Annotated in this window: 15 protein-coding genes; 8 read left to right on the forward strand and 7 right to left on the reverse strand. The window is 65.4% G+C overall.

Annotated elements, in window-relative coordinates:
• Positions 1-103: 103 nt before the first annotated feature.
• The 3 genes from AC07NV_RS05770 to AC07NV_RS05780 are packed head-to-tail and all read left to right on the forward strand — an operon-like array spanning position 104 to position 4,139.
• On the forward strand, positions 104-3,175 hold the full coding sequence (locus tag AC07NV_RS05770; protein ID WP_495165388.1) for an isoleucine--tRNA ligase: 3,072 nt from the start codon (positions 104-106) through the stop codon (positions 3,173-3,175).
• Complete coding sequence (gene lspA / locus AC07NV_RS05775) at positions 3,172-3,693, forward strand: signal peptidase II (protein WP_495165389.1); 522 nt, start codon at positions 3,172-3,174, stop codon at positions 3,691-3,693. The genes AC07NV_RS05770 and lspA overlap by 4 nt, the downstream gene beginning before the upstream one ends.
• A 26-nt stretch (positions 3,694-3,719) precedes the next feature.
• Positions 3,720-4,139, forward strand: a complete 420-nt coding sequence (locus AC07NV_RS05780) for a DUF3035 domain-containing protein (RefSeq protein WP_495165390.1) — start codon at positions 3,720-3,722, stop codon at positions 4,137-4,139.
• Between the two features lie 60 nt (positions 4,140-4,199).
• Here AC07NV_RS05780 and AC07NV_RS05785 read toward each other — a convergent pair whose 3' ends face one another.
• The 5 genes from AC07NV_RS05785 to AC07NV_RS05805 are packed head-to-tail and all read right to left on the reverse strand — an operon-like array spanning position 4,200 to position 8,031.
• Positions 4,200-4,868 carry a hypothetical protein gene (locus AC07NV_RS05785; protein ID WP_495165391.1) on the reverse strand — a complete coding sequence of 223 codons (669 nt, stop codon included), beginning with the start codon at positions 4,866-4,868 and terminating at the stop codon, positions 4,200-4,202.
• A 52-nt stretch (positions 4,869-4,920) separates the two neighbouring features.
• Complete coding sequence (locus tag AC07NV_RS05790; protein ID WP_495165392.1) at positions 4,921-5,241, reverse strand: hypothetical protein; 321 nt, start codon at positions 5,239-5,241, stop codon at positions 4,921-4,923.
• On the reverse strand, positions 5,238-7,166 hold the full coding sequence (gene dxs, locus AC07NV_RS05795; protein ID WP_495165393.1) for a 1-deoxy-D-xylulose-5-phosphate synthase: 1,929 nt from the start codon (positions 7,164-7,166) through the stop codon (positions 5,238-5,240). The genes AC07NV_RS05790 and dxs overlap by 4 nt, the downstream gene beginning before the upstream one ends.
• Positions 7,167-7,223: 57 nt before the next feature.
• Positions 7,224-7,796, reverse strand: coding sequence for a hypothetical protein (locus tag AC07NV_RS05800; RefSeq protein ID WP_495165394.1), 573 nt, complete (start codon positions 7,794-7,796; stop codon positions 7,224-7,226).
• Positions 7,783-8,031, reverse strand: coding sequence for a hypothetical protein (locus tag AC07NV_RS05805; protein ID WP_495165395.1), 249 nt, complete (start codon positions 8,029-8,031; stop codon positions 7,783-7,785). Before AC07NV_RS05805 ends, AC07NV_RS05800 begins: the two co-directional genes overlap by 14 nt.
• A 214-nt stretch (positions 8,032-8,245) precedes the next feature.
• Here AC07NV_RS05805 and AC07NV_RS05810 point away from each other — a divergent pair, with 214 nt between their 5' ends.
• Positions 8,246-9,232 (forward strand): MipA/OmpV family protein, encoded by a 987-nt coding sequence (locus AC07NV_RS05810; protein WP_495165396.1) that lies wholly within the window; start codon positions 8,246-8,248, stop codon positions 9,230-9,232.
• A 202-nt stretch (positions 9,233-9,434) separates the two neighbouring features.
• On the opposite strand, the gene AC07NV_RS05815 is transcribed toward AC07NV_RS05810, so the two are convergent.
• The gene (locus AC07NV_RS05815; protein ID WP_495165397.1) at positions 9,435-10,325 is read right to left on the reverse strand and encodes a LysR family transcriptional regulator; all 891 of its coding nucleotides are present in this window, start codon (positions 10,323-10,325) and stop codon (positions 9,435-9,437) included.
• Between the two features lie 140 nt (positions 10,326-10,465).
• Between AC07NV_RS05815 and AC07NV_RS05820 the strand changes: the two genes are divergently transcribed.
• The 4 genes from AC07NV_RS05820 to AC07NV_RS05835 are packed head-to-tail and all read left to right on the forward strand — an operon-like array spanning position 10,466 to position 12,376.
• Positions 10,466-11,095 carry a pyridoxamine 5'-phosphate oxidase family protein gene (locus AC07NV_RS05820; RefSeq protein WP_495165398.1) on the forward strand — a complete coding sequence of 210 codons (630 nt, stop codon included), beginning with the start codon at positions 10,466-10,468 and terminating at the stop codon, positions 11,093-11,095.
• Positions 11,092-11,703: a glutathione S-transferase family protein gene (locus AC07NV_RS05825; RefSeq protein ID WP_495165399.1), complete on the forward strand. Its 612-nt coding sequence runs from the start codon at positions 11,092-11,094 to the stop codon at positions 11,701-11,703. Before AC07NV_RS05820 ends, AC07NV_RS05825 begins: the two co-directional genes overlap by 4 nt.
• Positions 11,700-11,924, forward strand: coding sequence for a tautomerase family protein (locus AC07NV_RS05830; RefSeq protein WP_495165400.1), 225 nt, complete (start codon positions 11,700-11,702; stop codon positions 11,922-11,924). The genes AC07NV_RS05825 and AC07NV_RS05830 overlap by 4 nt, the downstream gene beginning before the upstream one ends.
• Positions 11,921-12,376 (forward strand): DMT family transporter, encoded by a 456-nt coding sequence (locus AC07NV_RS05835; protein ID WP_495165401.1) that lies wholly within the window; start codon positions 11,921-11,923, stop codon positions 12,374-12,376. Before AC07NV_RS05830 ends, AC07NV_RS05835 begins: the two co-directional genes overlap by 4 nt.
• Here AC07NV_RS05835 and AC07NV_RS05840 read toward each other — a convergent pair whose 3' ends face one another.
• The gene (locus AC07NV_RS05840; protein ID WP_495165402.1) at positions 12,377-12,781 is read right to left on the reverse strand and encodes a GFA family protein; all 405 of its coding nucleotides are present in this window, start codon (positions 12,779-12,781) and stop codon (positions 12,377-12,379) included.
• Positions 12,782-12,806 lie beyond the last annotated feature (25 nt).

The following is a 12,806-nucleotide window of genomic DNA, read 5'->3' on the forward strand; positions in this document are numbered from 1 at the left end:
TTGCCAGCCCCCCTCGTGAACCCCGGCGAAAGCCGGGGCCCAGCGCGCCAACACATGATCGTGAAGGTTTGCTCCCGCACAAAACTGCGCTAAGCGGCCGCGCATGACCGAAAGCACGTCCGCCGCCGAACAGCGCGATTATCGCGACACCGTCTTCCTGCCCAAGACCGACTTTCCGATGAAAGCCGGCCTGCCGCAGAAGGAACCGCTGATTCTCGCCAAATGGATCGAGGGCAATCTGGAAGGGCAGATTCGCGAAGCGCGCCGCGGGCGCGAGCAGTTCATCCTCCACGACGGCCCGCCCTATGCCAATGGCGACATGCACATCGGCCATGCGCTCAACCATATCCTCAAGGACATGGTCGTCCGCACCCAGACGCTGAAGGGCAAGGACGCGCCGTACGTGCCCGGCTGGGACTGCCACGGCCTGCCGATCGAGTGGAAGGTCGAGGAGCAATATCGCAAGAAAAAGCTCAACAAGGACGAGGTTCCGGTCGAGGAATTCCGCGCCGAATGCCGCGCCTATGCGCAGCATTGGGTCGACACCCAGCGCGAGCAGCTCAAGCGCCTCGGCATCGGCGGCGACTGGGACCATCCGTACCTCACGATGGATTATGAGGCCGAAGCCACCATCGTCCGCGAGCTGCTCAAATTCGCCGCCAACGACATGCTCTATCGCGGCGCCAAGCCCGTGATGTGGTCGCCGGTCGAAAAGACCGCACTCGCCGAGGCCGAGATCGAATATGAGGATATCGTCTCGACTCAGATCGATGTCGCGTTCGAGATCGTCGAAAGCCCGATCGCCGAACTGGTCGGCGCGCATGCGGTCATCTGGACGACGACGCCGTGGACGATCCCGGTCAACCAGGCTTTGGCCTATGGGCCGGAGGTCGAATATGTCCTGACCGGCTTCGCATTCCGTGCGGATGGGGTCGACGATCCTAATGACAAACGTCACAAAGAAGCATGGCACCGCGGGGGGGAGCTTCTGCCCTTCATGGCGGAAGACCGCTTCCTAGTCGCTCGCCAACTCCTGCCAACCCTCTTGCAGCGGATGAACGCCACCCTGAGCGGAATCGATGTTTCCGATCTTGGCGCTCGCCGCATTGTCTTAGAGCCGATTGAACCTTGGACTTGGGAGGGTTCCGTTGGTGCGATGGAAAGGTCGCCCGCCCGCTCGCTCTTCAAAGGCTCCGACCTCGCCGGCACCATCGCCCGCCATCCGATGCACGCGCTCGGCGGCTTCTTCGCGCGCCCGCGGCCCTTCCTCGCGGGCGATTTCGTCACCACCGACAGCGGCACAGGCCTCGTCCATATGTCGCCCGACCATGGCGAGGATGATTTCGACCTGTGCAAGGCGAACGGCATCGACCCCGTGTTCGCGGTCGAGGGCGACGGCAAATATCGCGAGGATTGGGGCTGGCTCGGCGGCCAAGGCAGCGTCATCAACCCCAAATTCAACGCCCCCGACGGCCCGATCTGTTCGGACCTGCGCGAAACCGGTGGACTTCTCGCGGCCTCGGCCGATTACAAGCACAGCTATCCGCACAGCTGGCGCTCGAAGGCGAAGGTCATCTATCGCTGCACCCCGCAATGGTTCGTGCCGATGGACAAGGTGATGACGCATATCGAGCCCAAGACCCCGCGCGAAAAGCGCTGGGAGAATGAGGGCGGCGCAATCAACCCCGCCGAGGAAGATCTCTGCGCCGCGCCGACGCTGCGCGAGGCCGCGATGCAGGCGATCGACGACACGCGCTTCGTCCCCGAAAAGGGCCGCAACCGCATCGGTAGCATGGTCAAGGACCGCCCCGACTGGGTGCTCAGCCGCCAGCGCGCGTGGGGCGTGCCGATCACGCTCTTCGTCGACCGCAAGACCGGGCAATATCTGAACGACCCCATCGTCAACGACCGCATCGTCGCGGCGGTGAAGGCGGGCGGCGTCGACGCGTGGAGCGACGCGCGCGCGCAGGAATATCTCGGCGATCAATATGACGCCGCCGACTACGAGCGCATCGTCGACATTCTCGACGTCTGGTTCGATTCGGGCTGCACCCACGCCTTCGTCCTCGAAAGCGGCCGCTGGCCCGCGCTCGTCCGCCACGACGGCGGCACCCACAGCGCCGACCTCTATCTGGAGGGCAGTGACCAGCATCGCGGCTGGTTCCAGTCGAGCTTGCTCGAAAGCTGCGGCACCCGCGGACAGGCGCCGTACAAGGCAGTGCTGACCCACGGCTTCACGATGGACAGCAAGGGGCTCAAACAGTCCAAGTCGGTCGGCAACACCACCGATCCCGTCAAGGTGATGCAAACCAACGGCGCCGACATCATCCGCCTGTGGGCGCTGAGCGTCGACTTTACCGAGGATCACCGCATCGGCGACGAAATCCTCAAAGGCGTCGCCGACCAGTATCGCAAGCTGCGCAACACCTTCCGCTACCTCCTCGGCGCGCTCGACGGGTTTACGGACGAGGAGCGCGTCATCGACGTCGCGGCAATGCCCGAGCTTGAGCGGTATATGCTCAGCCTGCTCGCCGACCTCGACAGGAAGATGGCCCGCGCGGTCGATGACTTCGACTATAACAGCTACACGCGCCTGCTCGCCGATTTCTGCAACGAGGATCTGTCGGCCTTCTATTTCGACATCCGGAAGGACGTCCTCTACTGCGACCTCGGCCCCGCTGCGCCGCTCGGCACCGACACCCGCCGCGCCTACCGCAGCGTGCTCGACACGCTGTTCCACGCCCTCGTCCGCTACGCCGCGCCGGTGCTGGTGTTCACCAGCGAAGAGGTGTGGGGGACGCGCTATCCCGATGCGGGCAGCGTGCATTTGCTCGAATGGCCGACGGTCGACGCCGCATGGAACGACGCCGCGCTCGCGAGCAAATGGGCGGGCGTCCGTACCCAGCGCGAGGCGGTGACCGAGGCGATCGAACCCTATCGCCGCGAAAAGACGATCCGCTCGAGCCTCGAGGCCGAGGTCACGATTCCCGATCCGACGCTCGATCCCGCGGCGCTCGAGGAAATTTTCATCGTGTCGGTCGCACGCGCCGGTAACGCGCTCGCCGTCACCCGCACCGAAAACCACAAATGCGGCCGCTGCTGGCGCCACCTGCCCGAAGTCACCGAGGACGGCAGCTTGTGCAATCGCTGCGACACGGTATTGGACGCAGCATGAGCAGCACCCGTTCACCGCACCTGCGCTTCGGCCTGTTGATCGCGGCCGCCGCCTTCCTTCTCGACCAGCTCGTCAAATGGGTCGTCACCATACCCTTGTCGCTCGAAGCGAAGGGGGTGATCGAGATCGTCTCCTTCTTCGACCTGCGCTGGGCGATGAACTGCGGCATCTCGCTGTCGATGTTCGCAAGCTGCACCGACACGACGCGCTGGACGCTTGTTGCGGTCACCGCCGCCGTCGCCTTTGCCGTCGCCTTCTGGATGACGCGCGAAAAGGCGCGTGGTGACGTGATCGCGCTCGCGGCGATCCTCGGCGGCGCGCTCGGCAATATCGTCGACCGCGTCCGCTTTGGCTATGTCGTCGATTTCGCCGACCTGCATATCGGCGATTTCCGTCCCTTCATGATCTTCAACGTCGCCGATGCGTGCATCACGCTCGGCGTGCTTTTGCTGGTTGCGCGCGCGCTCCTCTTGGGCGAAAAGGCCGCAACCACGGACGGTCAGCCGTCCGCCGATTAACGGGGCGCATTGGGAGTATTTGTAAAGTGAACCGGACCACCGCCATCCTGGCAGCCTCGATTTTAGCCACGACCCTGTCGGCCTGCGGGTCGAACAGCCTGTTCAGCCGCGACCGGCCCGACGAGATGATGGTGTCGCGTCAGGCGCCGCTCGTCGTGCCGCCCGATTATTCGCTGACCCCGCCGGCGCCCGGCACCGCGCGCCCCGGCGGCGAATCGACCGCCGAACAGACGCTGCGCGCGCTCTTCGGTGGCCCCTCGGCCCGCAGCACCGGCGAAACCGCGATCATCGGCAGCGCCGATGGCCAGCGTGCCGACCCCGGCATCCGCAGCCAGGTCGGCAGCCCCGGCACGCAGGTCGTCGACAAGGGCCTCGTCACCCGTGACATCCTTGCCGCACCCGAAGGCGACGGCCGCGACGCGCAGGCGGCGATCCCCGGCGCCTGAACCCGCGCTCACGATATCGAGACGACGGCCCGGCAATCCCGGGCCGTTTTCTTTTCGGGCTCAGCTGAACAGGGTCGATAGCAGCAGGACGGCGATCAGGCTTTCGACCATCGCGCGCGACGCGTGGCCAAAGGCGCGCAGGCGGCTGCACTGCAGATGCTGGGTGAACCAGACGGTCTGCAGGGTGCCGAACCACAGCAGTGCCGCCAGCCCCAGCGCACCGCCCGCGAGGATCGACCATTGGTGCGCCAGCCGGATCAATATCTCGCTGGCGCCGAACAGGATCGCGAGCAGCGCAACGACATAGCATTGGCTGTAAAAGGGCGCGCGCAGCGTCGCGCGGCTGACCTCGATCTTGCGCGCCCGGACCAGCCGCGTCGCCATCATCACCGCGAACAGGCTGTAGGAAACGATCCGCAGCATGATCAGGTCGGTGTTGGTCTTGACCAGCGCCGACAGACCGATCTTGCTCGTCACGACCGCGTCCGTGCCGACCAGCGCCAGTTCGGCGGCATGGACCAGCACCAGCGACAAGAGCAGGAACAGCGGCGGCGACAGCGTGTCGGTATATTGCTCGTCCTGCGCATCGCCCTGCTCGAGGTCCGAATAATCCATCATCTTCAGCGGATGGACGAGCGTCCGCCACAGCGTGATCGGATAAAAGACCAGCCACGACATGACCTCGTAGAGCAGTTCGTCGAGCGATTGCAGGAGGTTGAAGAAGTTCACCCGTCTGCTCCCCTGCGCATTCATCCGCGAAACGCGGAGGAAGGATCAGCCTCTATTTGAAGACCCGCTTCGGCGTCAGGTCCAGGCACTTCTTCCACATCGGTTTCGCCTTGTCGGGATCGATCTTGATTATCAGATGCCGGATATAGACGCTGTCCTTGTCGAGTCCCAGCTCCGCTCCGCGTCGTTCGCTTTCGACAACCCAGTAACGGGCAAATTTGTCGCCGACGGGCGACGGCACCGCCGCGGTCGCAAACTCGCTGTACGCCCGGCATTCGATCGCTTCGTCCAACCGGGCTTCTTTTGCGACCATATCGCCGGTCGCCGCCGAAGCCGACAACAGCATCGCAGCGAGCACGGCGCCGCCGATCAAGCCCGCACGCCCGCTTCCTCGACGCCTGCGCTATTGTGGCGCAGCGCCTTCAGCACGGTATCGACGATCTGCGGCGCATTGAGCCCCGCTTCGTCATATTGCAGCTCGGGCTTGTCCTGATCCTGAAAGGCATCGGGCAGGCGCATCGTGCGCAGTTTCAGCCCCGCGTCGATCAGCCCCTCGTCGCTCGCGAGCGTCAGCACATGCGCGCCGAGGCCGCCGACGCTATTTTCCTCGATCGTGACGCAGACTTCGTGGGAAGCGAGCGTCTTGCGAATCAGTTCCTCGTCGAGCGGCTTGGCGAAGCGCAGGTCGATCACGCTCGTCGACAGGCCTCGCGCTTCCAGCGTGTCGGCGGCCTTCAAGGCCTCGGCCAGACGCGTGCCCAATGACAGGATCGCGACGGTCTTGCCGCTGCGCACAATGCGCCCCTTGCCGATTTCGAGCTTCTGCGGAACCGCGGGCAGCGCCACGCCGGTGCCGTTGCCGCGCGGATAGCGAAAGGCGATCGGGCCGTCGTCATATTCGGCGGCGGTATAGGTCATATGGACGAGTTCGGCCTCGTCGGCGGCCGCCATCACGACGAAATTGGGCAATGTCGCCAGATAAGTGACATCGAACGAGCCCGCATGCGTCGATCCGTCGGCGCCGACCAGCCCCGCGCGATCGATCGCAAAGCGCACCGGCAGGTTCTGGATCGCGACATCGTGCACGACCTGATCATAGGCGCGCTGAAGAAAGGTCGAATAGATCGCCGCGAACGGCCGCATCCCCTGCGCCGCCAATCCGGCCGCAAAGGTCACCGCATGCTGTTCGGCGATGCCGACGTCGAAGGTGCGCTCGGGGTGCGCCTTGGCGAATTTGTCGACCCCGGTCCCCGACGGCATCGCCGCGGTGATCGCAACGATGCGCTTGTCGGTGTCGGCAAGTTTCGCGAGCGTTTCGCCGAACACATTCTGATACTGCGGCGGTCCCGGCGGCGCTTTCGCCTGCACGCCGGTGATCACGTCGAATTTCTGCACGCCATGATATTTGTCGGCGGCGGCTTCGGCGGGGGCGTAGCCCTTGCCCTTCATCGTCACCGCATGGATCAGCACCGGGCCATGGTCGCTGTCGCGCACATTCTCCAGCACCGGGATCAGATGCTCGAGATTATGCCCGTCGATCGGCCCGACATAATAGAAACCGAGTTCCTCGAACAAGGTCCCGCCCATCGCCATGCCGCGCGCGAACTCGTCGGTCTTCTTCGCCGCCTTGTGGAGCGGCTCGGGCAGCTTGCGCGCGAAGCGCCGTGCGATCTCGCGCAGCTCGATAAACGGCCGCGACGACACGAGCTTCGCCAGATAGGCCGACAGCCCGCCCACGGGGGGAGCGATCGACATATCATTGTCGTTGAGAATGACGATCAGCCGGTTGCCCGCCGCGGCGGCGTTGTTCATCGCCTCATAGGCCATGCCCGCCGACATCGACCCGTCGCCGATCACCGCAATCGCACGGCCGGGTTCGTCCTTCAGCTTGTTCGCGATCGCAAAGCCCAGCGCGGCGCTGATCGAGGTCGACGAGTGCGCCGCCCCGAACGGATCATATTCGCTCTCGCTGCGCTTGGTGAAGCCCGAAAGGCCCCCACCGGTACGCAAGGTGCGGATGCGGTCGCGGCGCCCGGTGATGATCTTGTGCGGATAGCATTGGTGCCCGACATCCCACACAATCTTGTCGCGCGGGGTGTCGAACACATAATGCAGCGCGGTCGTCAGCTCGACGACGCCCAGCCCCGACCCCAGATGCCCGCCGGTGGTTCCCACGGCCGAAATCATCTCGGCGCGCAGTTCGTCGGCGAACTGGCGGAGGTCTTCGGGCTTCAGCTTGCGGAGGTCGGCGGGGACATCCACCGTGTCGAGCAGCGGCGTTGACGGACGATCGGTCATGTCGCGGTCATAAAGATAACCCGTGATACTGTCGAACGAAAAGGGGGAGCGCGCCCGTCAGCGCGCACGCCCCGGATTCCGTATATCCCCGGTCAATTGCCAGCAATCGCCGGCGCGGCGGAATGTCAGAGACCCGCCCGGCCCGGTCTTTTCGATCAGCGTTCCCGGCCCGTCGCCTTCGCCGGGTTCGAAACGCCCCGGCACCCAGTCGACGCGCTCGGTCCCCGGCGACGGCGTGGCGAAATCGACCTGCACATAGACGAGCTGGCTGGCGCCGCCGTCCGACGCCTCGAACTGCCGCGCCGATGCACCGGTGACATAGCTGTAATCGATCATCACCACCGGAAAATCGTCGGCGTCCAGATAACGCGCAGCGGCCACGTCACGCGCGCTGCCCGCGATGCCCGACCGGATCGTGGCGGCGCTATAGCGTTCGCGCACCGGGCGGCTATTGGCAAAAGGCCACAGGAAAGCGGAGAAGTCGCCGTTGCGGCACGCGCTTTCGGCCTCGTCCATAAAGAAACGGTCGCTCTCGCTCAGCGTCTCGTCGGCCGCCGCCGCGCCCACCGGCGCCATCACGCACAGCGCCGCGGCCATCGCAAAGCCCCGACGCACATCAATCTTCATCATCGTCACTTTTCTCCTGAACGGGCTGCGCCTGACTGGCTGCCCCGACCTGTGCATAAAGGCCGCGAACCATCAGGTCTGTGAACACGAGCATAACCCCGATCATGCCGAGGAACAGCGCGACCGCGACGGCGGGAAGCGGACCGATGCTTTCGACGCCGTCCTTCTTCATCAGGACCGCCACCAGCGCCGCGGCCGCCATCAACGCATAGCCGAGGAAACGCGGGGCGCGGCTCATGCCGGGGAACCAAAGGCGGTGCGGGGGAATTTGAAAGCGGCGAAAGGGCATGGATGCATGCAGCGCACATGAAGCCAAAAGCATCCTTCGGCAAGACGCAGGCGTTGCATTGACGGGTCAATCACTTACCCTCCCGCGCGAGGGGTAAAAACAGAGGATATTGACGCGGATGCCCATGTCCGATTTGACGCGGCCCTTTCGAATGGCCTTTCCGATGCGTTCAATCCCGCTCCTTGCCGCGTTCGTCCTTGCCGGGCTGGCGGCTTTGCCCGCCGCCGCCGAAGACACCTCACTCCCTTACGAATTGCCCCTACCCGCGGACACCGCGCTGGCTCCCGGCATCGACGAAGCGCCGGCACGCTATCTGCAGAACACCGACATCGACGAGAATATCCTGCTGCCCGGCGCGCGTTCCGACGACAATGACGGCGACCGGAAATGGTCGCGCGACTATATCGCGATCGCCGCGGGCGTCCTTAACACGCCCGATTACAACGGTTCGGACGATCGCCGCTTTCTGCCCGCCTTTTACCTGCGCGGGCGAATCAGCGGCTTTTCCTTCTCGACCCGCGGCACCAATTTCCAGGTCGACCTGCTCCGCCAGCGCCGCGGGCAAAAGACCGACTTCAAATTCGGCCCGATCATCAGCCTGCGCGGCGACCGCACCGGCAGCGTCAAGGACCCGCAGGTCGACCTGCTGCCCGACAGAAAGATGGCGGTCGAGGCCGGCTTCTTTACCGGCGTCACCCACACCGGCGTCATCACCAGCGCCTATGACCAGATCGGCTTCCGCCTCGTCGCGACCAAAGATGTGTCGGGCAAACACGGCAGCTGGACCGCCTCGCCCACGATCGATTACGGCACCCCGCTGTCGAAACGCGCTTATATCGGCGTGTCGGCGTCGGTGAATGTCTATGGCAAGGGCTTCGGCCGCTATTATTACGACATCGACCCGATCGGCAGCGCGGCGAGCGGCCTGCCCGTCTACACCGGCGCCGGGCGCAAGACGACTGCGGGCAAATATACGCTGGGTATTGCAGGCGCCTACGGCCTGTCGGGCGACCTTCGCAAAGGCTTCGTCCTGATCGGCGGTGCCCAATATGGCCGCCTCCTCTCGCGCTTCGCCGATTCGCCGATCGTCTCGCAAGCCGGCAGCGCCGACCAGTGGCTGTTCGGCGGCGGCCTCGCCTACCAGTTCTGAACGAAACGACGCAGGGCGGAAGCGGCCGTATTCTACCGAAAGAAGCTGTTCCCCGGCGAAGGCCGGGGTCCAGAGCGCAATCGCGCAACACCGGCTCTCCAACGCCCTGGGCCCCGGCCTTCGCCGGGGAACATGAGTGGGACCTAACGCCCGCTCACCACCCCAAAGCCGCCCTTCGCCCGCCTCCCCATATCTCCAGACCTCAAGCCAGCCCCGCCATCCGCGCGCGCTGTGTCATCGCGGCGACGAACAGCCGCACCGCGGGCAAACCCGCACGCGACGGTTCGAACAGCAGGTTGACCGGCAGCGCGGGCGGCTGTTCCGCGCGCAACAGCGCGATCAGCCGCCCCGCATCGAGGGCTTCGGCGACCTGATAGCTCAGCAGATTGGCGATCCCCTGTCCGGCCTCGGCCGCCGCCAGGATACCGTCGACCGTGTTCATCACCAGCCGCGGCCGCGGATCGAGCCGCCACCGCGTCGAGGCAAGCTGCCATTCGGTCGTGGCGCGCGGCCCCATCGCGCCGATCAGCTCATGCCCCGCCAGATCGGCGACGCGCGCCGGCGCCCCGCGCCGTGCCAGATAGGCGGGGCTCGCAACGAGCATCTGCTGCACCCGGCCGATCCGCGCCGCTTTCAGGTTCGAATCGGCGAGCGGGCCGATTCGCACCGCGACGTCGATGCCTTCCTCGACGATCCGCACATTGCGGTCGATCAGCATCATCCGCACCGCAAGGTCGCGATGCTGCGCCATCAATGCGCTGGCCACGGGCAGGACGTGCAACCGCCCGAACATCACCGGCGCGGTCAGGTGAAGCTGCCCGCGCGGCTCGGCCTCGGCGCCGCGCAATTCGCGCTCGGCGCCCGCCAGGTCGGCGAGGATGCGCCGCGCCTGCCCCAGAAACGCCGCCCCGGCATCGGTCAGCGCCACCGCGCGCGTCGAACGGTGGAACAGGCTGGTCCCCAGCCGCGCTTCGAGCGCCGCGATCCCGCGCGTCACAGCGGGCGGCGAACTGCCAAGCTTGCGCGCCGCCGCGGCAAAGCCGCCTTCGCTCGCGACCGCGACGAACATTTCCAGCGTCAGCAACCGATCCATGATTATTCCACTTACCGGAATTAACTTGTTCGATCTTCCTCCATTATCACGAACAACGCAACGACCTACATCCCGGGGGCGAGCGAAGGCTTGCCCCTCCCGGGCCTTCGTTCGCTTCCCTTCGCAAGAGGTCCGGCCCGATGGCGCAGAATTACCGGCACATATTGTTCAACGATGCGGTGAAGGCCTTGCAGGAAGAGCATGGCTCGCGCGCCGCCTATCTCAAAATGGACGCGGGCGCCGACGGCACCCCCGACCGGCTGACCGACAAGGAACTCGGCTATATCGCGCAGCGCGACAGCTTCTACATGGCGAGCGTCACCGCCGATGGCTGGCCCTATATGCAGCATCGCGGCGGCCCCGCGGGCTTCCTCAAACATATCGCGGGCAATCGCCTCGGTTTCGCCGACTATCGCGGCAACAAGCAATATATCAGCACCGCGAACCTGATGGGCAACGACCGCGTCTCGCTGTTCCTGATGGATTATCCGAACAGAGATCGGCTGAAGCTGGTCGGTCATGCGCATAGCGTCGAACTCGCCGACGATCCCGCTGCGGTCACCGCGCTGATGCCCGAGGGGTATCGCGCGACGCCGGAGCGCGCCTTCTTCATCGACGTGATCGGCTGGGAATGGAATTGTTCGCAGCACATCACCCCGCGCTTCTCCGAAGCCGAAATCTCCGCCGCGATCCGCCCGATGGCCGACGAACTGGGCCAGCTGCGCGCCGAAGTCGCCGCGCTCCACGCCCAACTGTCAGGAGAAGCATGATGATCCGCCTCTACGGCACCCCGCTGTCGGGCAACACGCACAAGGTGCGCATGGCGCTCGCCTTCCTCGGGCTGCCCTGGGACGAGTCGCTCACGGATGCCCCAGTGCGCCGGTCCGACGCGTTCGCTGCGCTGACCCCGATGCGCCAGATTCCCCTATTCGTCGCAGACGGCCTTATACTGCGCGACAGCCAGGCAATCCTAGCCCTGCTCGCGGCACGCCATCGGCCGGGCGACTGGGATGGCCACACCCCCGGGGAGCGCGGCGAAATCGCCGTCTGGCTGTCGCACGCCGCGAACGAGATCGCCAACGGTCCCGCGGCGCTTCGCCTTGCGCGCAAGTTCGGCACCGCGATCGCCGAAGACCATGCCGCCGCGACCACCGCGCGTATCCTGCCGGTGGTCGAGGCGCATCTCGAACGCCGCGACTGGCTCGCCGGCGGCCGGCTGACCATCGCCGACCTGGCGGCGAGTCCCTATCTGGCGTTGATGGAGGATGCGGGCATCGCCCTCGCCGACTGGCCGGCGATTCACGACTGGACCCGCCGGATCGCCGCGCTGCCGGGCTTTCCCGCCATGCCGGGCTGGCCGGCCGAAGGAGCTGCATGATGCCTTACGTCAATATCCGCATCACCCGCGAAGGCGCGACACCCGGGCAGAAGGCCGAACTGATCGCCGGCGTCACCGATCTGCTCCAGCGCGTGCTGGGCAAAAATCCCGCGACCACCGTCGTCACGATCGACGAGGTCGATTTCGAAAATTGGGGGATCGGCGGGTTGCCCGTCCTCGACTATCGTGCCGCGCAAGCCGCCAAGGAGCCTCCACGATGACCGTCAACAACGCCGCCCCCGCCTTTGCCACGATCATGCTGCTCACCGGGGTCGGCATTCCGATCCTCGCCGCGCTCAACGGCGGCCTCGGCGGGCGGCTCGGCAGTCCGATGGCGGCGTCGATGATCCTGTTCGGGCTCGCCTTCCTCATCGCCACCGCGGGCGCGTTGATGACGGGGTCGATCGGCCAGATCCGCTTTTCGTCGGACATCCCGTTCCAGTTCTACTTCGGCGGGCTGTTCGTCGCTTTCTATGTCATCGCGGTGACCTTCATCGCGCCGCGCTTCGGGGTCGGCAACGCGATCTTCTTCGTCCTCGTCGGCCAGCTGATCAGCGCCGCGACGATCGATCATTTCGGCCTGTTCGGCGCGCTGCGCTTCCCCGTCGACGCCAAGCGCCTCGCCGGGATCGCGCTGATGGTCGCGGGGGTCTGGCTCGCCCGCCGCACCTGATCACATATGCGCGGTGACTTCGGGCGGGTTCCACCAATTGTTGCCCGCGCCGTCCATATATTGCACCGGCAGCGCCGCCATTTCGGCGGGGGTCAGGTCGTCGATGCTCGCGATCGACACCGAATAATAGGCGCCGCCGATCTCCTCGACATAGCCATGCCCGAACGACGCCACGCCGCACGTCTTGCAAAAGACATGATGCGCGCTGTTCGAGGCGAACTGATAGTCGGACAGCGCCGCGGGATCGCTGAGCAGGCGAAAGGCGTCGGGCTTGATCTGCGCGCTCCAGTTCCGCTTCTTGGTGCAGATCGAGCAATTGCATTTGCCGGTCCCCGCCGACAGGTCGATATCGGCTTCGAACTTGACCGCGCCGCAGTGGCACGAACCATGATAGGTCTTGATCATCGCATAAATCCTTGGCCGTCGCGGG

The sequence above is a fragment of the Sphingopyxis sp. GW821-FHT10B01 genome (assembly GCF_059415685.1).